We start from the raw sequence: 23960 nt of genomic DNA, 5'->3' as shown, positions 1-23960 counted from the left end.
TATGATTGGCACGGGTGGAGAGATTCGAACTCCCATCAACGGTTTTGGAGACCGCTATTCTACCCTTGAACTACACCCGTATGGTACAACTGTAAAAATTACAGCCCGACAGGTTTCAAGCCTTTCGGGCTGCAAAGATACTAAATATCTAGATAAAAACAAGTGCATCTCCCTAAAGAAATGCACTTGCAATCATATACTTGAATTAGTCAAGAATTTCTGTAACCTGACCAGCTCCTACAGTACGGCCACCTTCACGAATCGCGAAGCGAAGACCTTTTTCCATAGCAATTTTGTTGATCAATGTTACTTCAATTGTGATGTTATCACCTGGCATAACCATTTCTACACCAGCTGGCAGAACGATTTCACCAGTAACGTCCGTTGTACGGAAGTAGAACTGAGGACGGTATTTGTTAAAGAATGGCGTGTGACGGCCACCTTCTTCTTTCGATAGTACGTAAACCTCAGCCTTGAATTTAGAGTGCGGCTTAACCGAACCTGGCTTACAGATTACCATACCACGACGGATATCCGTTTTCTCAATACCACGGAGCAACAAACCTACGTTATCACCAGCTTCTCCACGATCCAGAATTTTCCGGAACATTTCAACCCCAGTTACAACTGATTTCAGGTTTTCTGCACCCATACCTAGGATTTCAACTTGCTCACCTGAGTTGATGATACCACGCTCAATACGGCCAGTAGCAACTGTACCACGACCTGTGATTGAGAACACGTCTTCAACTGGCATCAAGAACGGCAGATCTGTCTGACGAGGAGGCAGAGGGATAAAGCTATCCACGGCTTCCATCAGTTCGTCAATGGTTTTAACCCACTGAGCGTCGCCATTCAAACCACCCAAAGCAGAACCTTGGATAACTGGAATGTTATCGCCGTCGAAGTCATAGAAGCTTAGCAGTTCACGAATTTCCATTTCAACGAGTTCCAGAAGTTCTGGATCGTCTACCATGTCCACTTTGTTCATGAAAACAACCAACTGAGGTACACCTACCTGACGAGCAAGCAGGATGTGCTCACGCGTTTGTGGCATCGGTCCATCAGTAGCAGCAACTACCAGGATAGCACCATCCATCTGGGCAGCACCTGTAACCATGTTTTTCACATAGTCAGCGTGACCTGGACAGTCAACGTGCGCATAGTGGCGGTTAGCTGTAGCGTACTCAACGTGTGATGTATTGATAGTGATACCACGCTCTTTTTCTTCTGGAGCGTTGTCAATTGAAGAGAAGTCCCGTACTGCGGCCAATCCTTTTTCGGATAGCACCTTTGTAATGGCAGCCGTCAGCGTCGTTTTACCGTGGTCAACGTGACCAATCGTACCAATATTGACGTGAGGCTTGGAACGGTCAAATGCTTCTTTTGCCATTGTTGGAAAAGCTTAAAGTTTACTTGTTATTGTTTCTGTTATTGTATGAAATTTGCCGTTTCAGAGCCGTTAAGGGGATTTGAACCCCTGACCTCTTCCTTACCAAGGAAGTGCTCTACCACTGAGCTATAACGGCTTCTATTACTAACAAAATAATGAATAATGCTAAATGAAAATGACTATTTATTCATTGTTCATTAAACATTATTCATTATGGAGCGGGAGACGGGGCTCGAACCCGCCACCTGAAGCTTGGAAGGCTACCGCTCTACCAAATGAGCTACTCCCGCTTGTTAATTCAAAAATCATAAAAGCTGTATAAAAAAACATCAATACAACTTTGTGGGGAGTGGAGGATTCGAACCTCCGAAGGCGTTCGCCAGCAGATTTACAGTCTGATCCATTTGGCCACTCTGGAAACTCCCCGATACCCTTATAAAAGCCATTCAAACATTTCTGTTTTCACTGCCTTTGTCAATGGAGTTGCAAAATTATATTGTTTTTAAATCTTTTCAAATGTTTACTCAAAATTATTCTTGCAGAATTTTTAAACCAATGATTTTGAGCACTGTTACAAAAATAATAGCTACAAAAAAGTATTCCGTCCAGTGAAAAAATATCCTTCCAATGGCAAAATTACTTTTTTGTAGCTCTTCTTATTACCTAGCCTTTCAGCAATTAAAGGCTTATTCCAAAGCTAGCAACTCGAACATCGGGGCCTAAATTATCCTTGAAAAGAGGACTCAGATCATATTTTGCGAAGAAATTAACCCGCGCGAGCCCTAAGTGCATCATCATTCCGTAACGAAAATCGTTTAAATGAAAATTAGAATGGCTTCGGTCTGCACCCATGTTGTCTGGCTTTACTTTTGTGTAGCTATCAATCCGGTAGTTGACATAAGGACCAACACCTATGTGAAAAACCCGTCGGCCACTCGGATTGTAAAAAGAGACGCGTGGAACAAACGGAATTCCGATTGTGCATACGGTCAATTTACTTTTATCAAGCCGCTCCACATTTCCATTGGCATCTACTCCTTCATAGAAGATAACTCCATTATCTCTTTTATCCATGCGGGTATTGCCATCGAACATAAAGTTATTCCAGGCTACTTCTACTCCATAATAGAGCTTGAAAGCTACTGTTTTCCCCCGCACGATTGTTGGCAGCTGTCCCAGGCTTAGGTTGAAATACCGTGACCCAATGGGACGTAGTTCATAGCTTTCTACGGGATATGCGCTCAGTGCATTCTGCTCGATTAATGTATTCAAACCAATCGAAGCGCCAAATACGCTCCAGCGGCTCCAGCTATGGTTCTTTCGGTATTCACGGGGCCGCACAGAATAATCCTCATCTTCTTTATCAAATCGCTTATCGCTGCTTCTTTTTTGCTCATTGCCATGCTCCCGCACCGTAACCGTTACGTTACCCTCCCCGCGTGTTACTACCAAAACAGTATCTTGCAGGTACCGGACCGTATTGTTGCGATCCATTACCACAAATGTGTTTCCGGCATCGGCAGAGTCAAGCTTCATTCCCATATCACGAATAATCTTATTTATGTCGTAATTGGTTAACTCGCGAATTCCATTTCGATCTATAGAATGAATAACTAGCCGTGTCTTATTTCCGAATAAGATGACCAGTGAATCTTGTTCCGCCGTATAGTTGGCTGCCATTCCAAGGCTGCCTAGTAATAGAAAAACACTTGTTAGTAAGTATTTCATGAGTTTATTTGTTGTTTAGTCGTTTCTAAATGCTCTGGAGCGAAGCTGCTCATAGGATTCGCCAATTTTCTCTTTGCCATCATGTACTTTATCTGATGCTTTCGCAAGTATGGTATTCGGATCTATTCCGGCATCTTTCAGATTAAGTGGTTCCCCTTCCCGCAAGTTGTTAAATTGGCGTACCAGCCTACCCAATCGCAAACGCTTTTTCTTAGTCTCTTGCGCTACTATCTCTTCTGTTTCATCGACTGGATCTATTCTGGCGATTATTGGCTCATCAAGTTGCACAACCAGCGTTCTTGCAGGTTCTTTTTTTACCGACACTTTTTCTACGGCAGTCAAATGAATCTGCTTTTGTTCTAATTGATCCGTATTCTCAATTGGCTTTATTACAGGCTCCCGAACTTTGGCGAGCAATTTCTCCTCCTTAAAAGAAAGAGATTCTACAGGCTCCGAGATCTGCTCTTTTGAGCTTTTACGTGAATCAGTAACGCCTGGCATTTTTTTCATTTTATTGTTACCCACTGCTGTGAGTTGCTCAGTTTTACTGAGTTCTTCAGCTTTTTGCTCGCTTTGTTCTTTGCCGTATACCTTTTCTTGCTTTTTTGCTGCTATATGGTTTTCACTAATTGTAGGCTCTTGCTTCTGCCATTCAGACCGACTTATTAATAAAGTTAATAACACGCTAGCCGCAGCTGCATACCACCAAACGCTCCCAATTCGGCTTTCTCGTTGCAGGGGTTGCGGATGCAAACGTTTTTGCATTTCGTCCCAATTTGCCCGCTTCGGTTCTAAGCTATGCTCATTCAGCTTTTTGGCAAAAAGGTCGTCAACGGGATGCTGTTTCATAATCCAGATAGTTTTTTTTTACGTCCAAGTGTGCTAATTGCTTTTGCAATAAGGCTCGAGCCCGGTGCAATTGCGATTTTGACGTACTTTCTGATATTCCTAATGATTCGGCTATCTCGGCGTGATTATATCCTTCGATAGCATATAAGTTGAACACGGTTCGGTAACCTTCCGGTAATTTTTCTAATAGGTTTAATAGGTCTTCAGCTTGGATATTTTGATCGGCAAACGCTACATCTGCCGTTGGTAATGCATCATCCAAGGCAACCTCTGCAAGCCAATGTTTGTTACGGCGTAGATAAGTCAACGCTTCATTAACCATGATCCTGCGTACCCATCCCTCAAAGCTTCCTTCACCTTTGTACTGGTCAATCCGCTCAAACACTCGCATAAACCCATCCATCAAAACTTCTTCAGCTGTAAAACGATCTCCAATATAACGAGCACATACCGTGAGCATACGACTTGCATACCGCTCGTAAACCACTTTCTGGGCCCGAGCGTCGGCGCGTTGCAATGCACTGATAAGTTGCGCTTCTGTTATAAAAAAGGGTATAATTCGAATCATAGCTGAGGTCGATTCATCAGTAAGATGCGCAAAACCAAGTCATAGGTTGCATGTGTTTTCAAATTTTATTCATCTAAAACGAATATTATAAAAAAGGCTCTGCAACAACTTTTTCAGTTATCACAGAGCCTCCTATAATTCTTAAGTTTACTTATAATCTGGGATCGTAGCTTATACCTGAAACATAGTGTAACCAAACGATTCTAGAGATGCGGAAATTAATGGGTGTTATTAAAACCAGGGCTGGACAAATAATACCTAAATAAATCCAGGAGCTTGGATCATTAAATCCATAGAACAGAGTAAATCCAATCAGCAACGCTAACCCGCCGGATAACATATAACTGACGTACATAGCTCCCCAAAAATAACCTGGCTCAATCTCAAATCGTAAATTGCAGTGAGGACAATGCTCATGCATGTTGTCGAATTTGGCAATTTTATACCAGGGATACTTAAAAATTTTGCCTTGTCTACATCTAGGACAGCGCCCTTCTAACACGGCTTGTGATTTCGATACGTTGGCCATGTTCTTTTTTACTGTTTCGGTACCAGAGATAAGCAATAACTGTTACAATTAAATACGGCGCAGCCAAAAGGTACAAGATGCCAAAATTTAATCCTGTGGCTACCATGTTGCGCCCATTACTCATCGTGCTCTCGACCGTTCCCCGGCACATAGCACATTGGGCCGTTGCTTGGTTTATGGTCAAGAAAACAAAAACTCCTACTAATAATAACTTATGCCAACCTTTCATCCTGCTTTCTTTTAATGGTTGTAATAAGGCTTGATCAGAAAATACACAACTACGCCGGTTACGCTCACATACAGCCATATAGGATACGCCCATTTAACCACAGCCTTATGCCGGGCAAACTGTTCAGTAAGTGCGTAGTACACAGCCCTCAGTACAAACCAAACGACTACAATTGATAATAGAATATGCGAGACTAGTAAGAAATAATATACGGGTCGAATCCACCCTTCTCCTCCGAAAGGAGTTGATTCATTCGAAAGGTGGTACAATACATAACTCACCAGAAAAAGAGATCCTAGCACAAATGAAATCAGCATCGTTATTCGATGCGCATTTACGTTTCGCTGTTTAATGAAGTAAAGCCCTAGAATTAATGTTACGGAAGTAATGGAGTTGATTCCAGCATTCAGATGCGGCAATGATGTTGTCCAAACGCCCAGATCAATTTTTTGTCGCACGCCTAATAATACAGCTACTACCACTGGAATAGCCACTGCTAGAACATTTATGAGCCGCTCAATATTTTGTTTTTTTTCTAACTCAAGCGTTGCCATTGGTCAAGTTATTTTTTGCATACACATCGAGTAACACCCGGATTTCCAGGATTAGCCGATCTACATCTGTTTTATCCGTACTTTTGTAATAGCCTCTAATGTGTCCTTCTTTATCTACTAATACAAACCCTTCATTGTAGGCAAACGTTTCTTTCTTAGGATTTATAATTGGCCTTTCATTAAATCTGAACTCATAATCGGCTACCCGTTGTACAGACTTGTGCGTAGGCTGACCTAAAGTCCATTTGTCTGGCATGTTGCCCCACTGGTGTTGCAAAGGACGAGCAGCTCCCAGCCTATCCATTAAGGTTAAAGCAACAATTTCAGACTCTTTGTTGAAAATATCCAGGATACGAGAAATCTGCCCAGCGGTCTGTAAACAAGTTTGATCACAAACTGATCCGGTGAATGAAACAATTACAATTTTATCCTTAAAGTCTTTCGTACTTTTAAGTTTCAGTCTGCCTGATGTTGAATCTTTTGGAGGAACAGATAAGGTATAAGAAGGAACGGTATAGAAAACCGTATCCTTTGGACTCTCCCACCAGTCAGCATCCGGACTAGCCCGCACTAATACATCCCCAGTTGAAGGGTTAGTTAGCGGATAGTACGTTTTCAGACTAAAATGATTTTCCCCAAAAAACCTCAGAAATAAAAAAACTAAAGCCGGAACCACCAACACAAGGATGAGGGCTCCGGCTTTTATGATTTGTTGCATTTTTATCTAAGTTGGAAGATTGATCCACCCTCCATTAATAAAGCAAGTAATAGCCAAACAACAAAAATACAAGGTAGAAGAACTGACCAGATTAGCGTCTTTACTTCATGCTTTAAGTGCATGAACTCACCAACGATGTAGAATGCTTTCACAATTGTCAATCCAATGAAGATCGCAATTTTCAGTGTACCCGCTGGTATTGTAAAGGCGATTAAAAACTCAAGGGCTGTGATTGCGGACAAAATGTAAAATGTACGCCAGATTCCTTTTGTCTGCGGAGGTGCAATTTCGCCCTGCTCGTGCTCGTGATGATATGTATGCTCTGCCATAATATTTCTAAAACTTACGGATTATACTAAATAGAAGAACGTAAAGACAAATACCCACACTAAATCAACAAAGTGCCAATACAAGCCTACTTTCTCTACCATCTCATAGTGGCCACGACGCTCATATAAACCAGTTGAAGCCCGGTAGAAGATCAGGATATTCAGTACAACCCCTGACAAAACGTGTGTTCCGTGAAAGCCAGTGATGAAGAAAAACAGATCAGCAAAGGCAGCAGGACCATATTGATTTTCTACCAGGTTCGCTCCAAAAACCGTATGCGACACCCATTCACCATTTATATACTCCTTCATGATAGTACCCTGATCGGTACCATGAATAAAGTGGCTCCATTCCCACGCTTGGCTTCCTAGGAAGGTAATACCACCAATAATAGTCCAGAGCATGTATTTCTCAACGGCTGCCCGATCCCGACGATGTCCTGCTTCTACCGCAAGTACCATAGTTACTGACGAGAAAATCAGGATAAATGTCATGATCCCAACAAATACCAGCGGAGCATCTACGCCATGCAAAAATGGCAATGAGGCATAAACCTTTTCCGGTATTGGCCAGTACAAATTTGAAAAATGAAATTCACCATGAAGGGCCGGATCGTAAGCGGGGAAACTAAACCGGATTAGTCCATACGTTACCAGCAAAGCTGAGAATGTAAAGGTATCCGATAATAGGAAGAACCACATCATCAACTTACCGTAACTTGCTTTCATGGGTTCCACTCCACCCATCCAGGTCTTTTTGTCGAATGCTGGAGTTTCCGCCGTTGTAACCGTAGCAGCCATGCTCTATTCTTTTAAATCAATTGAAGTACAATAAAAAGCCTAATAAATAAATCCACAAAATATCTAGAAAATGCCAATAGGTATTTGCGATTTCAATCTGCGTTAGATTTTTCGCATGGATTTTCAAGTTAAATGCTGCCCGTAAAGCGAATAGCAATACAAACAAACCACTGATTAAGTGAAAGGCATGTAGCCCGGTAAATACGTACATGAATGAACCTGAAGGGTTACCAACAAAGTACACATTTTGAGCTACCAAATCTCTCCAGCCTAAGTATTGCATGACCAGAAAGAGTAAGCCGCACACAAAAGTAATAGAAATTGCCGTTTTCAAAACGCCAAAATTGTCTTTTTTTGCGGCATTGTAAGCCCATTGCATGGATGCACTGCTGATAATCAGGACTCCTGTGCTATAGCTGAAAATAGCAGGAATCGTAAACTCCAGCCAGTTTCCTTCAGCCCTCCTCACCAAATACGCACTTGTCATCGACGCGAAAAGCATAAGTATGCTTACGATAAATAGCCAGAGCGTAAATTTTTTGGGATTCATAGAGAGCGTCTCTTCGGGCTCTTCTTGAATCATGGTTAATGTTTTAACTGAATCACTCATTAGTTGTTGCTATAATTTATCCAAAAGAAACGCGATCTGCACCACTGGAAGGTACAGGAACGATCCAAACATAATTTGTAAGGCTGCTTTGTCTGTACATCGTCTCATTAGATGAAACGTTTGCGCCAGAAACAAGATTCCAAAAATCATAGCTATAATAGCTGAATTAAACCCTGTCATACCCATTACATAAGGTAACCACCCTACTGGTAGTAGGAACAAGGTGTAAATCATGATTTGGAAAGCAGTATCAATATTTTTTTCTCCTGCCGATGGCAAAAGCTTAATATCTGCACGTTTATAGTCTTCATCTGCCACCCAAGCAATGGCCCAGAAGTGAGGGAACTGCCAAAAAAACTGAATGGCGAAGAGAATACCTGGCTCTAGTCCAAAATGGTTAGTTGCTGCTATCCATCCAATCATGGGCGGAAATGCTCCCGGTAGCGCCCCAACAAATACAGCAATCGGACCCACCTTTTTCAATGGTGTATATACGAAGCCATAAAGAAGCAAGGACAAGATTGATAAGGCACATGCCCGTAGATTAAAAAAAGCCAGGAAAATATAGCATCCAACTACAAACAGAATAAAACCAAAAATAGTAGCTTCCTGCACACTCAAACGTCCACTCGGTAGCGGGCGTTTAGCAGTACGCTTCATTAGCTTATCACTGTCTTTTTCAATAATTTGATTGATGATGTTAGCAGCTCCTGTAATGGCTAATGATCCAAGTAAGAGCATTACTAACTTATACCAGGATAGATCGTTTACGGCTAAACTATACCCGAAACCTCCCGATAAGGCAACGAACATTGAAAGACGAAACTTCAAAAGCTCTGAATACGCTTTTGCTTTGTCAGACAGTGTTAATGATTGTAGAATATTTGTTTCTGATTGCATTCTTTAATGAGAGTAAGAAAGAGCGTTGGCTGATTTATTTTTCAGGAACGTTTGTGCATTGATCATTAACAAAATTACAAATTGTGCACCTAACATGACAATAGCCACTGTTAAATGTATAGGTTGTGCGAAAGCAGGAACACTTAAATACGATAGTAGAATACCCGTTAAAATTTCTACTGCTACAGCAATGGCTAAAATGGTAGCCCAAGTGGATAGTTTAGCATCCAGCTTGCTGTATTTGCGAAGCCGATAAATTAACAGTAAATGGACTCCGAATACTACTATTGAAAAGGAGCGATGAATATAGAATGGCAAGCCCAAACGTTCGATCCAATACATTCTTCCTGCTTCTCCCATCCTCACAATCACTTCATCCATTGCTTCTCGAACCTGGGTTCCAAAAACAACCTGTATGGTTGACAACCCAATCACCCAGTAAAGGACATTATTTATTGCTGTTGTCGGTATTTGACTAGAAATGCTCGAATAGGCTTCTGCATTCGAACGAACCATAACATACAAAAGCGCAAATACTACTATGATTGCTAGCAGCATATGCAAGGTTACCATGTATGTAGCTAGTTCAGTTGATACAACTTTTGCTCCTAGCCAACCGTTTACACCTATTAGAACAAATGCCACCAAACTACCATAGAAGATAGCTCGGTCAGTTTTCAAAAATCGAATTGAAGCAAGTAGAGTAGCAAATACGAGCAAGCCAGAAAAAGCACCCGCTAAACGGTTTATGTATTCTGTCCAGGTTTTTGCTGCATTGAATACAACTTCGCCCTTTAGTTTTGCCCCGTAAATTTCAGCGTAGTTGGGGGGGAGCTGTGATGAGGTTGTAGGTGGAACCCAACTCCCAAAGCATTTCGGCCAGTCTGGACAACCCATTCCGGAGCCAGTGCTTCTGACAATACCACCAGCTACAATGAGTAGGTAAATGGTAATTACTGTCAGAAGGGCCAGCCTCCGGAATAAGCGTTCAGATGTATTAGTGAGGTTGTTTGAATTGGTCATTATAATTCTGCGCCTCAATCTCCTTCTCAATTGCAATCAGTGCATTTTCATGCGGCAGGTTAGACTCTGGAGTTTGAGAAAAAGGTACGTTTTGCGGAATGAAATCTCCCTGCGCACCTGGCTTGCTATAATCGTATGGCCAACGATAAACAGCTGGAATTTCGCCTGGCCAGTTTCCATGACCCGGTTTTACTGGCGTTGTCCACTCCAGCGTATTAGAGTTCCAAGGGTTAGCCGAGGCCTTACGCCCTTTGAATATACTATAGAAGAAATTGATTAGGAATAAGAACTGAGCTCCAAACGTAAAGATAGCTGCTAAGCTCACAAACGTATTCAAATCGCCAAACGTTTTAAAAGCATCATAGCTAGTAAACGAATAGTATCGACGAGGGAAACCAGCAATTCCAATATAGTGCATCGGGAAGAAAACCAAGTAAATTCCTATGAACGTACACCAGAAGTGAATATATCCTAATTTCTCATTCATCATGCGACCAAAGAACTTAGGGAACCAGTGATAAACACCCGCCAGGAATCCAAACGCTGAAGCAGCTCCCATTACAAGGTGGAAGTGAGCAACCACGAAATACGTATCGTGTAATTGAATATCCAAAGCACTGTTCCCTAAAATGATCCCTGTTAGACCACCTGAGATAAAGAAGGACACCAGACCGATTGAAAATAGCATTGCTGGCGTAAAGATGATATTACCTCGCCATAGTGTCGTAATGTAATTGAACGCTTTCACCGCTGATGGTACAGCAATAATCAACGTCAAGAACATAAAGATTGATCCCAGGAAGGGGTTCATTCCTGAAACAAACATATGGTGCGCCCATACGATAAAGGCTAAGAAGGCAATTCCAATCATTGACGCGATCATCGCCCGGTAACCAAAGATCGGCTTCCGCGAGTTCGTAGCAATAATTTCAGACGTAATACCTAGAGCTGGCAGTAGTACGATATACACTTCTGGGTGTCCTAAGAACCAGAATAAGTGCTGGAATAATACGGGGCTACCACCCATATTTGGCAAGGCTTCACCACCAATGTAGATCTCAGATAAATAGAAACTTGTTCCGAAGCTACGGTCAAAGATCAACAACAAGGCAGCAGACAATAATACTGGGAATGAAATTAACCCTAGAACAGCCGTTAGGAAGAATGCCCAGATTGGTAGTGGCAATTTACTAAAAGACATTCCCCGCGTACGAAGGTTAATTACAGTTGTGATGTAATTGATTCCTCCTAAGAGTTGGGAAACAATGAACAAAGCCATACTGGTAAGCCACATGGACATTCCCAAGCCAGACCCTGACATTGCTTTTGGTAATGCACTCAATGGCGGATAAATTACCCAACCACCAGAAGCTGGTCCTGTTTCAATGAAGAGCGAAACAAACATGATCACGCTAGACAAGAAAAAGAACCAATAAGATAACATGTTCAAAAACCCTGATGCCATATCACGGGCACCTATCTGTAATGGAATCAGGAAGTTTGAAAACGTACCACTTAAGCCAGCTGTTAATACAAAGAACACCATAATGGTTCCATGCATAGTCACTAAGGCTAGGTAAAACTCTTTATCCAAACGACCGCTTTCATCAATCCAGTTTCCTAGAATTGGGCGAAGCCATTCCAATTTCATGTCTGGGAAACCCAGTTGTAAACGGAATATGATGGATAATGAAGCCCCAATAATTGCCCAGAAGATACCAGACAGCATGTATTGCTTTGCAATTGTCTTGTGATCTTCTGAAAAAATATAGGTTCTAATGAAGCTTTGATGCTCGTGGTGGTCATGCTCTTCGTGATGAGCAATCGACGTTACGTGCGGTTCAACAGTTGCCATATATCAGGTACAGTCTAATCTTGTTCAAATAAATTATCGCATTGAAACGCTTGCAGTTGCAGTCGCGGTTCCTGTCGTATCAGCTTCACTAGCTGCTCCATCCTGCGGCAAATATTTTGCTGCTTTGCTTTTTAGATTAGCAGGTATGCGAGAAGCATAATCTGGGTTTTGTGAAAGCCACGTTTTGTGTTCCGAAACCCATTTGTTAAATGCATACTCATCTTCAACAACAACGTTCATCTTCATTGAGAAGTGACCCTGTCCACAAACTTCTGTACAAGCCAATTCATATTTGAAGTTAGGATTACCTGTCTCAGCTTTCATTTGGTCTGTTGTTTTGTCAGCAATAAACCAAAAGCGAGTTGGCATTCCTGGAACAGCATCCATCTTAACCCGTAGGTGAGGCAGAAACACACTGTGCAAAACATCACGAGCACGAATCTTCAAAAGCACCGGCTTTCCAACTGGAATATGTAGCGTATTATCAGTAAAGTCATCGAAAGCTGCTTCATCCGATAAATCGATACCCATTGTGTTACCTGGATCGATCAGCTTATAATTATAATTGCCTAACTTGTTATCATCAACACCGGCATAACGGGCTGTCCAGTCAAACTGTTTTCCCATTAGCTCAATTACAACAGCATCTGCTGGTGCCTCAGATGTAATATCTCGCCAAGCACGCCAGCCTGTGAATACAAGCAATGCCATTACTACAGCTGGTATAACCGTCCAAATCAGTTCTAACTTGTGATTTTCAGGATAGTATGTTGCTTTATGACCTTCCCGATACTGATACTTATAGGCAAAGAAGAATAGCAACGTATTGGTCACAACGAATGCAGCTGTAATTACAGCCATTACCAGCCAGAACAAGGAATCAGTCCGACGTCCATGGGGCGTTGATGCTTCTGGTAAAAAGAAGTCAGAAGCATGAATAAATGACCATGCAGCCGCTATTGTGCCTAGTACTAGAAAAGCTAAGAATAAAACGGCATTGATTCGATTACTCAAGCCAACCCGAGTCTCCGTTTGATTGCCATTCAGACCTTTTAATAGAGAGGTCAATCGCGTTAGTACTACGATGGTCAGTACCAGGAATACTAGCGACAAAAGTCCTACAACGTAAACCATATTAGCTGTGGGTAAGAGTAATTGTTAATTAGTGCTCTAAATATCGTGATGCAATGATTCTTCGAGCATTGGATGATTTTTTGCGATCAAGTTTCCTTTGGTCAACTGAGACGATACTGACCAGATAAAAGCACTTGCAAAAATTAGGATCATTCCAAATTCTATTGGTCCAAAACCACCATGCTCGCCGACCGTTCCTGGCATAATATTTTCCCAGAAGTCAAAGTAATGACCTACTATAATCGACCAAGCAGCAACTTTCAAAATAATTGGCGTCCGCTTTGAGTCTCTTGGCATCAATACTAGAAAGGGAACAACAAAGTTTAACAAAAGATTAACGAAAAACGGAGCCTGATAGATCCCTCCATAACCACTAAACCGCTCCCGGTAATAAATCGTTTCCTCTGGCAGGTTAGCATAGTAAATAAGCATAAACTGCGCAAACCAAACGTAAGTCCAGAAAATACTAAAGGCAAACATAAACTTGCCTAAGTCATGCAGGTGGCTTTCGTTAACCGCTTGTAAATAACCACGTTCCCGTAATGTAACAACAACTAGCGTAATGATAGCCAAGCCTGTTACATGCCAGCTTGCCAGTGTATACCATCCAAACATTGTAGAGAACCAGTGCGTATCAATTGACATCACAAAATCCCAGGCCGATGTTGAAGAGGTTACGCCAAATACCAGTAAGAAGGCAACGCCAAACTTGATGCTTTTTTCATAGTATTCTGTTCCGCCATGTAAATCTTCTTGCAGCGAAAAGTCCCGTAGTTTCTTCCACAGGAAGTACCAAGCTACAAAATAGAAAACGATACGACCAACAAAGAAAGGTGTATTCAGGAAGCCGTGCTTTCCGGCAATAACACGATCATATTCTGGGCTGTTTGGATCATATAACCCCTCATGCGTCCAGTGGAATAAATCGTGACCAGCTACGAAGAAAGTAACTAGCATCAAAATCCCTGCTATTGGTAAGAAAGCCGGCAAAGCTTCTGGAACGCGTTTGAAAACGGCTGTCCATCCAGCTTGAGCTAAATAGTTATATGACATAAAGAACATCCCAATTACAGATGCTCCTGTAAAATAAACGCAGTTTAACCAAACATTTGCCCATAAACGGGTTGTCCATTTAAAAGCATGATGTCCCCCTTCTGCCGCTGCATGCTCGTGGGCTACTTCTGCATGCCCATGATCACCTGCACCAGAGGCTAACAGATAAGCACCGAGGGCAACAAGCAATACACCTGCTACACCACCGATAATTAGCCGCCGCTTGCTATCCGCTGTAAATTCAAATTGTTCGTCTAACGACGGTATAGAATGAGTATGAGCCATTACCTTTCTATGAATTATAATGCACTTGCTGTAATTATCCTTCGTTTTGCAGCTTTTGAACGTAGTGAACAATCTTCCATCTTTCTTCCGGTGTCATTTGTGAACCATGTGGCCACATCCGACCTTTTCCGTGTGTTATGACGTGGAAAATATGTCCATCATTCATCGGTGCTAAACCCGAATAGATTGGAACCCCTTTGTATTGTTTCGCTACAGGTCCATCTCCCTTGCCACCTTCACCATGACAGTGCTGGCAGTAACGCGCATAGTATTCTTTTCCTTCAGCTAAAGTCTTTTCGCTTAAGGCAACCGGGTTGGTTAGTACGCGTTCTGAGATAGTAATGCTATCTGGGTTGATGTTGTAAACCATTAAGTCTTTTACTGACCGACCCGTGCTATCAGTAAACGTAGTATGGTAATTACGGCGAGAGACTGTACCACGTACAGGCGTCCATAGGTTACTACCATCCTTATTATATGGATTTTTAAATCCGTCTATTTGCTTATACGGCTCGTATCCGACGGGATCATACATATTTGGGGCATATTCAGTCCCCGTACTATCATGACCACGCTTACACGCCGAGAAAGTCAGCAGGGCTGCCGCCATCACTAAAAGCGAACGGTTCAGACGCATGAATTTCATGTGTGTCAATCGTAATTAGAATTGTTTGATATTCACTTCGGCAGCACCGGAGCTTTTTAAAACACTAGATATTTCAGCTTCAGACAATTTGTTTTTCTCCAAATCAATGGCCATCACAAATTTATTGTCTGTGCTACGAAGGTCAAACATAAGTGGTTTAACAGTTGGTCCCAAGCCATTGGAAACTAAGAATGTGCCTACCATTCCAAGAGCTGTAAAAAGAACTGTAAACTCGAACATAACCGGTATATAAGCCGGATATGCATATGGATCCTTACCACCGATAACCATTGGCCAATCAAACTTCATGGTGTATAGGGTCAATGCCACCATACACAAAAAGCCTGTTAAGCCAAACAAGAAGGCTGCAATACCAATGCGGGTACGCGGATGGCCCAACGCTACATCTAATCCGTGAATGGGAAAAGGTGTATAAACTTCGTGGATTCGTACGCCTGCCTCCTTTACATCTTTAACCGCCTTCAGTACGACATCATCGTCGTCATAGACGCCTACGAGAAATTTGCTATTATGAAAATCAGCCATTCTGGTACGATACTATTCTGTTAATTCTGTCTTGACTATAATCCTACTCTACGTCTTTATTGTAGGTTGGATTAGTTACACGTTCTCCTTTTGCTACCCCCGCAATCGACTTGGGAAGTTTCTCAGACGATGATCTGATAATTGCTTTTACTTCGAACATGTTAATAACAGGTAAGAACTTAGCAAATAGCAGGAACAACGTGAAGAACAAACCAAAAGAGAAGATGTAATCGCTGATATCAAAGATCGTCGGTGTGAACATAGCCCAGCTTGACGGAAGGTAATCACGGTGCAGCGAAGTAACAATGATCACAAACCGCTCAAACCACATACCAATGTTCACAACTACTGACAATACAAATGTCCAAGTAATGCTCCGGCGAATTCTGCGTGACCAGAACAGCTGTGGGGAAATTACGTTACAGGTCATCATCGCCCAGTAAGCCCACCAGTAAGGACCAGCCATCCGGTTAAGGAATGCATAGCTTTCGAATTCAACACCTGAATACCAGGCAATGAAGAACTCAGTAATATAAGCTACCCCTACAATCGAACCCGTTAAGGTGATGATTTTATTCATCGACTCAATGTGCTCGAAGGTGATATAATCTTCCAACTTAAAAACCACCCGTATGATCAACATTAGGTTTTGCACCATAGCAAATCCTGAGAAGATGGCACCAGCTACGAAGTAAGGAGGGAAAATAGTAGTGTGCCAGCCCGGAATAACGGACGTAGCAAAGTCCATACTTACAATCGTGTGTACAGATAGTACGAGTGGTGTTGAAATACCAGCCAGAATCAAGCTGATGTATTCATACCGTGCCCAAGTTTTAGCACCTCCGTTCCAGCCTAGCGAGAACACACCATAAATATAGCGTGATACTTTGCTAGTTGCCCGGTCGCGAATCGTAGCTAGGTCAGGAACAAGTCCAATGTACCAGAAAACGAGTGATACGGTGAAATAAGTACTAATTGCAAAAACGTCCCATACCAGTGGTGAGTTAAAGTTAACCCACAAAGAACCAAAGGCATTCGGCAAAGGTAGCGCCCAGTGAGCCATCCAGGGGCGGCCCATGTGCATTAGGATAAATGTTGCGGCGCAAATAACGGCGAAGATCGTCATGGCTTCAGCAGCCCGGTTGATCGACGTCCGGTATTTCATCCGGAACAACAAAAGAATGGCTGAAATCAGCGTACCGGCGTGACCGATACCGACCCACCACACAAAGTTTGTGATATCCCAGGCCCAGCCGATTGTTTTATTCAATCCCCAAACACCTAGTCCTTCCCACCAGGTCCAGAAGACGCAAGCCGTTCCATAAATTAAGACGATAAAGGAGATAGCAAACGCAATGGTCCATTCACGGGTTGGCTTGCCTTCTACCTGGCGGCAGATATCCTCCGTTACGTCGGCGTATGTTTTACCCCCGGTTACTAGAGGGGTTCTTACGGGTGATGTAACGTGCATGGGTTATAAAAGTTGAATGCTGTACATTGACTAATTACTAATCTGAATCTAAAGAAGTTATTTAAGCTTCTTGCTTAGGTTCCTGATGGGCAACTGGTTTTGGTGCTTCATCCTTATTCCGAATTTTCGTCAGATAAGAAATTTGTGGCCGTACGTTGATTTCCTCCAGAACCTGGAAGGCCCGTCCTTCTTTCTCTTCTTTCAGCAGTTTAGAAATTGAGCTTTCTGGATCGTTCATGTCACCAAAAACAATACCACCTGTAGGACATGCTTGTGCACAAGCTACCTGAATTTCATCTGGATATGGTCTTCTGCGCTCTTTCTTAGCAACCAGTTTACCATCCTGAATCCGTTGTACACAGAATGAACATTTTTCAATAACCCCCCGTGAGCGAACAGTCACATCCGGGTTAATTACCATTTTACCAAGATCGTTGTTATAATGGTAATCGAAGTTATCGTTATCAAAGTACTTAAACCAGTTGAAACGACGCACTTTGTATGGGCAGTTGTTCGCGCAATAACGCGTACCAATACAACGGTTGTACGTCATTTGGTTTAACCCTTCTGTGCTGTGTGTTGTTGCTAATACTGGACATACGGTCTCACACGGAGCATTTGAACAGTGTTGGCACAGCATCGGTTGGAAAGTAACCTCTGGGTTTGCCGAAGCAATCTCAATCGCTTTCCAATCTTCAGGATCTGCATCGCTGCTATAATAGCGGTCAATACGAATCCAGTGCATTTCACGTCGGTTGATTACCTCCTGGCGACCAACAACCGGAATGTTATTTTCAGCCTGGCAACCAATAACACAAGCACCACAACCCGTACAAGAGTTCAGGTCAATAACCATTCCCCACGAATGGTTTGGCTTTGCGTAACCATCCCACAAGCTAATATCAGTAGGCTTAACCGCCCCTTCCGAAGTTTCAACTTTCGGGAAGTAGCGACCCGCTTTTTTGTCTTTCTTGTAAGCAGCTAATACCGTCTCTTGGAGAACTGCCCGACGCCCCATTACAGTATCGTGGGTTTGTGTCTGCGCAATCTCGCGGCTTCCACTAGCTTTGCTAACTTTTACATCTGCTGCAAATGTCAAATAACCATTCGTAACTGATGCTAAGCTATATGCATTTTTACCTACGCCGTTAGCTGATTTTCCAGCCTTTTCGCGTCCGTAACCAATCGCAACTGATACCGTATTGTCGGCTTGTCCTGGTTGAACTAAAACTGGCAATTCAACAGCAGGTTTACCAGTCACTTCAATAGAAACCAGATCATTCTGCTTAACGCCAAGTTCTTTTGCTGTCTTTTGTGAAATACAAGCGTAGTTATCCCAGCAAGCCTTCGATACTGGATCTGGCATTTCCTGAAGCCACGGGTTATTAGCCATGGCGCCAGTTCCTAAGCTTACTTTTTCGTACAACGAAAGCTCGAAGCCAGTAGCATTTGCTTTATACCGTCTGGCTACACCAGCGGCAGCGGTTGCAACAGCAGCTTGATTAAATGTAGCTCCAGATGCAGCTTGAGCAGTTTTTGATTCGAAAACACCTTCATGCAGTGCTTGAACCCAAAATTGTTCAAATGAAAGGCTGCTACCTGCCTGCGGATAAACCGTTGAACGCCAGTAATTCTTAATTTGAGCTTCATAACTCGTGTTCAGACCAGCCCATTTCAACAAAGAAACTTGTGGTTGACGAGTTTTGAAAATCAAATTAATGGTTGGCTGTGTCAGGCTATAAAAACCTGCTTTTGGCGAAGCATCATCCCAAGACTCCAGATAATGCGGTGTAGGGCAAATATATTTACAAAGTGATGCAGTCTCGTCAGCCCGATCTGAAAAAGATACAGATAAGGCTACTCGTGATAAGGCATCTTTTAATTCTGTACCCCGTGGGTGATCATATACGGGATTAGCTCCGTAGAAAATAACCCCCTGAACTTGTCCACCCTTAACTTCGTCAACGAACCGGTTCATTGCAGCATCATTCCCTTGACGATAATAAGCCGGACGGTTCAGGTCAATGGTAGACCCATAGCTGTTGAGCAGACTATTCAGTGCATTAACAAGTACTTGGACGTTTGGATCATTTGAACCTGATACAACCAATGAAGCACCCCGAGAGGCCGCTAGATCAGTGGCTGCTTTGTCTAAGTAAGGAATGTCAATAGCAGGTGCGCTGATAGCAGCACCACCTAACTTCGCAGCAACTTTATTATAGAGGCTAGCCACAACTAAACCTTCTTGTGAAGGTTTGATAGCAGACCGGTAATCGGCGTTCGAGCCCGTCATGGACAAGCCCGTCTCAAACTGATAATGTCTTGACATATCAGTTCTGTTACCAGCATTAGCACCTACTTTACGAGTTGCTACGTATTGATCTGTATACTCCAAAGGAGCAATCCAAGTTCCTAAGAAATCAGCTCCAATGCTTACAATCGTTCTGGCTTTGCTAAAATCATAAGAAGGCACAACTGCCTGATTGAATGATAGCTGGTTAGCCTGAATCAGCCCAGATACTGAGTTAGCATCGTACTGAATGTGAGTAGCTGTTGGATATTTAGCAATAAATGAGGCAATAACGGCTTTTGTAGAAGGACTCAAAATCGTTGGAGAAACGATTCGAATAGCGCCGCCCCGCTGAAGCAATGCCAAAATGTCTTTATCCGCCGTATTCCAGTCAATATCAGCTTCGCCGCGTTTAGGTCCTTTTAGTTTATCAATATCGTACAATGACAATACAGACGCCTGAACCCGAGCTGAAGTTCCTCCTTTAGTAATTGTTGATGAAGTGTTCCCTTCAATTTTGATGGGTCGTCCTTCACGGGTTTTCACCAAAACAGGCACATAATCACCACCTTCACTATAAGTAGAAGCATAGTAATCAGCAATTCCCGGAAATATAGTTTCCGGCTTATTAATATAAGGTATTGCTTTTCTTACGGGCGCATCGCAGGCAGCCAAAGAAACAGCAGCCATACCAAAACCCAGTACTTTTAAGAAATCCCGACGATCACTACCGATTCCGTCGACAATGCTTTCAGATTCGGCAGGTTTATCAAGATTGGTATCAGAAAACTCTTTATGTGCGTTCTTTACAAACGATTCTTCGTTCCGCAGTTCTTCAAGTCCTCTCCAATACCGTTTTGTAGTATTTTCCATATAGGCCTGATAATCAGATCAATCAATTATGAATGGTTCAAGCTTGGATTAATAGTGGCATTTTGAACACTCCAGACCACCGATGTTTGCAACACGTAAAGGTTCTTTCGAGCTTTTGTTGTGGAGTGCTACTAACTTGTCGTAATAAGCATTGCCTTTTGTGTTCACTTCTGTTTTACGGTGGCAGTCAATACACCACCCCATCGTCAGTGAAGAGCGCTGCTCCATTACTTCCATTGTTTCCACTTCTCCGTGACAAGACTGGCATTGTACACCACCAACATTCACGTGTTGTGCGTGATTGAAGTAAGCCAAGTCAGGCAAATTGTGAACACGAATCCACTCAACGGGCGTATCAGACTCAATAGCCTGATAAATTTTCTGAATTTCCGGTGATTCTTTTTTAATCACGCCGTGGCAATTCATACAGATGTTAGCAGAAGGAATAGTAGCTGACTTTCCTTTGTTCACACCAACGTGACAATAGTTACAGTCGATCTGGTATTGGCCAGCATGTAACTTGTGCGAGAAAGCAATAGGTTGCTTTGGTGCATAGCCTTGCTGAACGCCGACACTATACGCACCATCCACCGTCTGTTTTACAACGATAAAAACAAAAAGCCAGATAACAATTGACCGAAGCGTGCTGTTCCCAGCAGCTGCCGCCAGATTTTTACGGAGGCCTGTAACGAACGAAGTACCTTCTTGGCCAGCTGCCGGTTGTCCACCAACGGCTTTAGACAAAATGGTAACAATAACTAGTAGTACACCCAGAACGAGTAACATAACTACCAGTAGAGCAACAAGCACAAAAGTAAATAGACCGGATGGGCTTTCGTTGCTGGCAGCAGGAGCGGCGCCTGCAGTTGCAGCTGCGCTACCCGTAGGTGCAGCCTCGACAGCAGGTTGACCAGCAGATTCAATGTAAGCAAGGATACCACGGATATCGTCTTCCGAAAGGTCCGGAAAACTTTGCATAATTGTAGGTTGGTATTGGTTATACAACGCTACAGCATATGCGTCTCCGCTTGAAATAACTGCTTGTGGGTTATGAATCCACTTAATTAACCACGCTTCATCCCGGCGTTTGGTGATGTCTTTCAACCCCGGGCCTATCACCTTCTCATCTGTCACAGCATGGCACTGCTGACACTGGTTGGTAAATAGTTGCTTGCCTTTCTCTACATCAGCGCCACCACCAGCTGGTGCGGCTGCGTCTTGAGCCATTATCGAGTAACTTCCAAATAGCAAAGACAACGCTATTACCAGCGAATTGCAGAAATGCTTAAACCTCTTGTGAATCAGTAAGAAACTAAGAAAATTACTATGCATAGGTACTTATTAATTTTCCATTAACGCACAAAAGTAAGTCAGGAACGGTTCTTATCAAACATAAACGGTTTGATATTTTGACCGGATTCTTTATTTATACTTCTTCTAAGTAAGCATTCTAAACGACTGTTTTGTACCTTTTTATATTATTTTTTAGTCCTAAATTTTAAAAGAAAAATGCCATCAGTTACCGGAAACAAACCGCATATCTGATGGCATTACTTTACTACTCTTCTAGGCCAATTGAAGGCTAGAAGAGTCCTATTTTCAAGAGGTTCCGAGCGGATTCGAACCGCTGTACAAGGTTTTGCAGACCTCTGCCTAGCCACTCGGCCACGGAACCGTTTTATATGAAACGTGGCGCAAACTTAACACAAAAAGTGGTTCAGTCTACGCCACGCTCAAAAATTATTAACTTTTATTCGCCTTTCCGACCACGGCCTTCAAACTGCTCTTTCAAAGCAGCTAGTGCATCCAGGTCACCAAGCGTAGCTCCCCGTTCTGCCTCTTTTGGCGCAGCTTGAGGCTTTGGAGCGGCAGCAGCTTTCTTTTCAGCTGGCTTTTTCTCCTCTGTTTTCTCCTGCCAAGTCTTTGAGTGCGACAACATAATGCGCTTCTCATCTTTCGAGAACTCCTGAACTTTAAAGTCAAGTGATTCACCTATCTCAGCCATCGAACCATCTTCTTTCGCTAGGTTTTTCAGCGAAGCGAAGCCCTCGATACCGTAAGGCAATTCAAGCGTAGCGACTTTATCGTTTTTAGACAAGATTGTAGACCGGTGTACTGAACCTGGGGTGAAAACGCTCTCGAATGTATCCCAAGGATTCTCTTCGAGTTGCTTGTGACCCAGTGCCAGACGACGATTCTCAACGTCAAGTTCAAGAACGATAACTTCTAGCTCTTCGCTCACTTTAATGAAGTCAGAAGGGTGCTTGATCTTCTTCGTCCATGACAAGTCAGACACGTGAACCAGACCATCGATGCCTTCTTCCAATTCCAGGAATAAGCCAAAATTAGTTAGGTTACGAACAACGCCTTTGTGACGAGTCCCAACGGCATATTTTTCAACCAGATCAGCACGTGACCAAGGATCAGCAGTGAGTTGCTTGATACCTAATGACATTTTACGGTCATTGCGGTCCAGCGTCAACACAACAGCTTCTACTTCATCATTTACTTTCAGGAAATCCTGCGGATTCCGTAGGTGCTGTGACCACGACATTTCTGATACGTGGATCAAGCCTTCTACACCCGGCATGATTTCCAGGAATGCACCGTAATCAGCTACATTTACGATGCGGCCTTTTACGTGAGAACCAACCTGAATTTCTTCAGACAGTGAATCCCATGGGTGTGACTGAAGTTGCTTCATACCCAGTGAAATCCGTTTTTTATCTTCGTCGAAGTCGAGAACAACAACGTTGACTTTTTGATCCAGGCTTAGTAGCTCGGACGGGTGGCTGATACGACCCCACGAAATATCCGTGATGTGCAACAGACCATCTACACCACCAAGGTCGATGAACACACCGAAGTTGGTCATGTTTTTGATCACCCCTTCCAGAACCTGGCCTTTCTCGAGGTTCGTCAGGATTTGCTGACGTTGTGCTTCGAGGTCTTTTTCGATCAGTACTTTGTGCGATACAACTACGTTATCGTTCGCGTAATTGATCTTCACTACTTTCACTTCCATTTTCTTACCAACAAACACATCGAAATCGCGAATTGGCTTCACGTCGATCTGAGAACCTGGTAAGAAAGCTTCAATGCTATAAATATCAACGATAAGTCCACCTTTCGTCCGACGTTTCACAAATCCTTCAATTACTAGATCTTCATCCAGTGCTTGCTGAATTTTTTGCCATGCCGTAATTACTTTGGCTTTCTTGCGCGAAAGAACAAGCTGGCCGTTCGGGTCTTCCTGATTTTCTACGTAAACTTCTACTTCGTCTCCAATTTTCAGGTCCGGCAAATCACGAAATTCGGATGCTGGTACCAATCCATCGGATTTGAAGCCGATGTTCAAAATTACTTCCCGGTCGGTAATACCAACAACGGTACCCTTCACTACTTCTTTTTCATTTACCTGCGCGAGGGTGTTGTCATACAACTCTTCCAGACGGCTGCGCTCTTCTGTCGAGTAGCCGTAACCGAAACCTTTGTTGTCTGCTCTGTCCCAATCGAATGCAGGCAGTTCTTGCGTTTTAGCCATAAAAATTTAGTCTTGGCCCATTGATACATCAG

Annotated in this window: 21 protein-coding genes and 5 tRNA genes; all 26 read right to left on the bottom strand. The window is 42.9% G+C overall.

The window, feature by feature from the left end; genetic code table 11:
- Positions 1-6 precede the first annotated feature (6 nt).
- The 26 genes from L0Y31_RS06980 to rpsA all read right to left on the bottom strand — a co-directional run bounded on the left by L0Y31_RS06980 (position 7) and on the right by rpsA (position 23928).
- Positions 7-80 (bottom strand) — tRNA-Trp (locus L0Y31_RS06980).
- Between the two features lie 125 nt (positions 81-205).
- Positions 206-1393 (bottom strand): elongation factor Tu, encoded by a 1188-nt coding sequence (gene tuf, locus L0Y31_RS06975; protein ID WP_234736397.1) that lies wholly within the window; start codon positions 1391-1393, stop codon positions 206-208.
- A gap of 64 nt (positions 1394-1457) precedes the next feature.
- Positions 1458-1529 (bottom strand) — tRNA-Thr (locus L0Y31_RS06970).
- A gap of 78 nt (positions 1530-1607) precedes the next feature.
- Positions 1608-1683: transfer RNA gene (locus L0Y31_RS06965), tRNA-Gly, on the bottom strand.
- A gap of 53 nt (positions 1684-1736) precedes the next feature.
- Positions 1737-1819, bottom strand: a tRNA-Tyr gene (locus L0Y31_RS06960).
- A gap of 252 nt (positions 1820-2071) precedes the next feature.
- The gene (locus L0Y31_RS06955) at positions 2072-3121 is read right to left on the bottom strand and encodes an outer membrane beta-barrel protein (RefSeq protein ID WP_234736396.1); all 1050 of its coding nucleotides are present in this window, start codon (positions 3119-3121) and stop codon (positions 2072-2074) included.
- Positions 3122-3136: 15 nt separating this feature from the next.
- Complete coding sequence (locus tag L0Y31_RS06950; protein WP_234736395.1) at positions 3137-3970, bottom strand: hypothetical protein; 834 nt, start codon at positions 3968-3970, stop codon at positions 3137-3139.
- Positions 3951-4538, bottom strand: a complete 588-nt coding sequence (locus L0Y31_RS06945) for an RNA polymerase sigma factor (RefSeq protein WP_234736394.1) — start codon at positions 4536-4538, stop codon at positions 3951-3953. Before L0Y31_RS06945 ends, L0Y31_RS06950 begins: the two co-directional genes overlap by 20 nt.
- Before the next feature lie 151 nt (positions 4539-4689).
- On the bottom strand, positions 4690-4959 hold the full coding sequence (locus tag L0Y31_RS06940; RefSeq protein WP_234737139.1) for a DUF983 domain-containing protein: 270 nt from the start codon (positions 4957-4959) through the stop codon (positions 4690-4692).
- Positions 4960-5307: 348 nt separating this feature from the next.
- Complete coding sequence (locus tag L0Y31_RS06930) at positions 5308-5850, bottom strand: DUF420 domain-containing protein (protein WP_234736392.1); 543 nt, start codon at positions 5848-5850, stop codon at positions 5308-5310.
- The gene (locus tag L0Y31_RS06925; RefSeq protein ID WP_234736391.1) at positions 5837-6568 is read right to left on the bottom strand and encodes an SCO family protein; all 732 of its coding nucleotides are present in this window, start codon (positions 6566-6568) and stop codon (positions 5837-5839) included. The genes L0Y31_RS06930 and L0Y31_RS06925 overlap by 14 nt, the downstream gene beginning before the upstream one ends.
- Before the next feature lie 2 nt (positions 6569-6570).
- Positions 6571-6897 carry a cytochrome C oxidase subunit IV family protein gene (locus tag L0Y31_RS06920; RefSeq protein WP_234736390.1) on the bottom strand — a complete coding sequence of 109 codons (327 nt, stop codon included), beginning with the start codon at positions 6895-6897 and terminating at the stop codon, positions 6571-6573.
- 21 nt (positions 6898-6918) lie between these two features.
- Positions 6919-7698 (bottom strand): cytochrome c oxidase subunit 3, encoded by a 780-nt coding sequence (locus L0Y31_RS06915; protein ID WP_234736389.1) that lies wholly within the window; start codon positions 7696-7698, stop codon positions 6919-6921.
- Between the two features lie 16 nt (positions 7699-7714).
- Positions 7715-8281, bottom strand: a complete 567-nt coding sequence (locus tag L0Y31_RS06910) for a cytochrome c oxidase subunit 3 (RefSeq protein ID WP_407084068.1) — start codon at positions 8279-8281, stop codon at positions 7715-7717.
- A 36-nt stretch (positions 8282-8317) separates the two neighbouring features.
- Positions 8318-9208, bottom strand: a complete 891-nt coding sequence (gene cyoE, locus L0Y31_RS06905; RefSeq protein ID WP_234736387.1) for a heme o synthase — start codon at positions 9206-9208, stop codon at positions 8318-8320.
- Between the two features lie 3 nt (positions 9209-9211).
- The gene (locus L0Y31_RS06900; protein ID WP_234736386.1) at positions 9212-10231 is read right to left on the bottom strand and encodes a COX15/CtaA family protein; all 1020 of its coding nucleotides are present in this window, start codon (positions 10229-10231) and stop codon (positions 9212-9214) included.
- Positions 10206-12086: a cytochrome c oxidase subunit I gene (locus tag L0Y31_RS06895; protein WP_234736385.1), complete on the bottom strand. Its 1881-nt coding sequence runs from the start codon at positions 12084-12086 to the stop codon at positions 10206-10208. The genes L0Y31_RS06900 and L0Y31_RS06895 overlap by 26 nt, the downstream gene beginning before the upstream one ends.
- A 33-nt stretch (positions 12087-12119) precedes the next feature.
- On the bottom strand, positions 12120-13220 hold the full coding sequence (locus tag L0Y31_RS06890; protein ID WP_234736384.1) for a cytochrome c oxidase subunit II: 1101 nt from the start codon (positions 13218-13220) through the stop codon (positions 12120-12122).
- A 36-nt stretch (positions 13221-13256) separates the two neighbouring features.
- Positions 13257-14558 carry a quinol:cytochrome C oxidoreductase gene (locus L0Y31_RS06885; RefSeq protein WP_234736383.1) on the bottom strand — a complete coding sequence of 434 codons (1302 nt, stop codon included), beginning with the start codon at positions 14556-14558 and terminating at the stop codon, positions 13257-13259.
- Positions 14559-14592: 34 nt separating this feature from the next.
- Complete coding sequence (locus L0Y31_RS06880) at positions 14593-15204, bottom strand: c-type cytochrome (RefSeq protein WP_234736382.1); 612 nt, start codon at positions 15202-15204, stop codon at positions 14593-14595.
- Positions 15205-15219: 15 nt separating this feature from the next.
- On the bottom strand, positions 15220-15750 hold the full coding sequence (locus L0Y31_RS06875) for a DUF3341 domain-containing protein (RefSeq protein ID WP_234736381.1): 531 nt from the start codon (positions 15748-15750) through the stop codon (positions 15220-15222).
- A gap of 43 nt (positions 15751-15793) precedes the next feature.
- On the bottom strand, positions 15794-17221 hold the full coding sequence (nrfD, locus tag L0Y31_RS06870) for an NrfD/PsrC family molybdoenzyme membrane anchor subunit (RefSeq protein ID WP_234736380.1): 1428 nt from the start codon (positions 17219-17221) through the stop codon (positions 15794-15796).
- A gap of 61 nt (positions 17222-17282) precedes the next feature.
- Positions 17283-20384, bottom strand: coding sequence for a TAT-variant-translocated molybdopterin oxidoreductase (locus L0Y31_RS06865; RefSeq protein WP_234736379.1), 3102 nt, complete (start codon positions 20382-20384; stop codon positions 17283-17285).
- A gap of 48 nt (positions 20385-20432) precedes the next feature.
- Entirely contained in the window at positions 20433-21611 is a 1179-nt protein-coding gene (locus L0Y31_RS06860; RefSeq protein WP_234736378.1) for a c-type cytochrome, read from the bottom strand.
- Between the two features lie 377 nt (positions 21612-21988).
- Positions 21989-22059 (bottom strand) — tRNA-Cys (locus L0Y31_RS06855).
- A 75-nt stretch (positions 22060-22134) separates the two neighbouring features.
- Complete coding sequence (rpsA, locus tag L0Y31_RS06850; protein ID WP_234736377.1) at positions 22135-23928, bottom strand: 30S ribosomal protein S1; 1794 nt, start codon at positions 23926-23928, stop codon at positions 22135-22137.
- Positions 23929-23960 lie beyond the last annotated feature (32 nt).

The sequence above is a fragment of the Tellurirhabdus bombi genome (genome assembly GCF_021484805.1).
GTDB classification, from domain to species: domain Bacteria; phylum Bacteroidota; class Bacteroidia; order Cytophagales; family Spirosomataceae; genus Tellurirhabdus; species Tellurirhabdus bombi.
Note: the sequence above shows the minus strand (reverse complement) of the source record. Positions and strands in the feature narration are given on the sequence as shown.

Coding starts and splice junctions, on each gene's coding strand:
- cyoE (WP_234736387.1), bottom strand. CDS start 9,208: ATGCAATCAGAAACAAATATTCTACAATCATTAACACTGTCTGACAAA.
- L0Y31_RS06950 (WP_234736395.1), bottom strand. CDS start 3,970: ATGAAACAGCATCCCGTTGACGACCTTTTTGCCAAAAAGCTGAATGAG.
- L0Y31_RS06865 (WP_234736379.1), bottom strand. CDS start 20,384: ATGGAAAATACTACAAAACGGTATTGGAGAGGACTTGAAGAACTGCGG.
- L0Y31_RS06955 (WP_234736396.1), bottom strand. CDS start 3,121: ATGAAATACTTACTAACAAGTGTTTTTCTATTACTAGGCAGCCTTGGA.
- L0Y31_RS06925 (WP_234736391.1), bottom strand. CDS start 6,568: ATGCAACAAATCATAAAAGCCGGAGCCCTCATCCTTGTGTTGGTGGTT.
- L0Y31_RS06920 (WP_234736390.1), bottom strand. CDS start 6,897: ATGGCAGAGCATACATATCATCACGAGCACGAGCAGGGCGAAATTGCA.
- L0Y31_RS06860 (WP_234736378.1), bottom strand. CDS start 21,611: ATGGCTCAAGACGCAGCCGCACCAGCTGGTGGTGGCGCTGATGTAGAG.
- L0Y31_RS06880 (WP_234736382.1), bottom strand. CDS start 15,204: ATGAAATTCATGCGTCTGAACCGTTCGCTTTTAGTGATGGCGGCAGCC.
- nrfD (WP_234736380.1), bottom strand. CDS start 17,221: ATGCACGTTACATCACCCGTAAGAACCCCTCTAGTAACCGGGGGTAAA.
- L0Y31_RS06940 (WP_234737139.1), bottom strand. CDS start 4,959: ATGCATGAGCATTGTCCTCACTGCAATTTACGATTTGAGATTGAGCCA.
- L0Y31_RS06915 (WP_234736389.1), bottom strand. CDS start 7,698: ATGGCTGCTACGGTTACAACGGCGGAAACTCCAGCATTCGACAAAAAG.
- L0Y31_RS06895 (WP_234736385.1), bottom strand. CDS start 12,086: ATGGCAACTGTTGAACCGCACGTAACGTCGATTGCTCATCACGAAGAG.
- L0Y31_RS06885 (WP_234736383.1), bottom strand. CDS start 14,558: ATGGCTCATACTCATTCTATACCGTCGTTAGACGAACAATTTGAATTT.
- L0Y31_RS06890 (WP_234736384.1), bottom strand. CDS start 13,220: ATGGTTTACGTTGTAGGACTTTTGTCGCTAGTATTCCTGGTACTGACC.
- L0Y31_RS06875 (WP_234736381.1), bottom strand. CDS start 15,750: ATGGCTGATTTTCATAATAGCAAATTTCTCGTAGGCGTCTATGACGAC.
- rpsA (WP_234736377.1), bottom strand. CDS start 23,928: ATGGCTAAAACGCAAGAACTGCCTGCATTCGATTGGGACAGAGCAGAC.
- L0Y31_RS06900 (WP_234736386.1), bottom strand. CDS start 10,231: ATGACCAATTCAAACAACCTCACTAATACATCTGAACGCTTATTCCGG.
- tuf (WP_234736397.1), bottom strand. CDS start 1,393: ATGGCAAAAGAAGCATTTGACCGTTCCAAGCCTCACGTCAATATTGGT.
- L0Y31_RS06945 (WP_234736394.1), bottom strand. CDS start 4,538: ATGATTCGAATTATACCCTTTTTTATAACAGAAGCGCAACTTATCAGT.
- L0Y31_RS06910 (WP_407084068.1), bottom strand. CDS start 8,281: ATGATTCAAGAAGAGCCCGAAGAGACGCTCTCTATGAATCCCAAAAAA.
- L0Y31_RS06930 (WP_234736392.1), bottom strand. CDS start 5,850: ATGGCAACGCTTGAGTTAGAAAAAAAACAAAATATTGAGCGGCTCATA.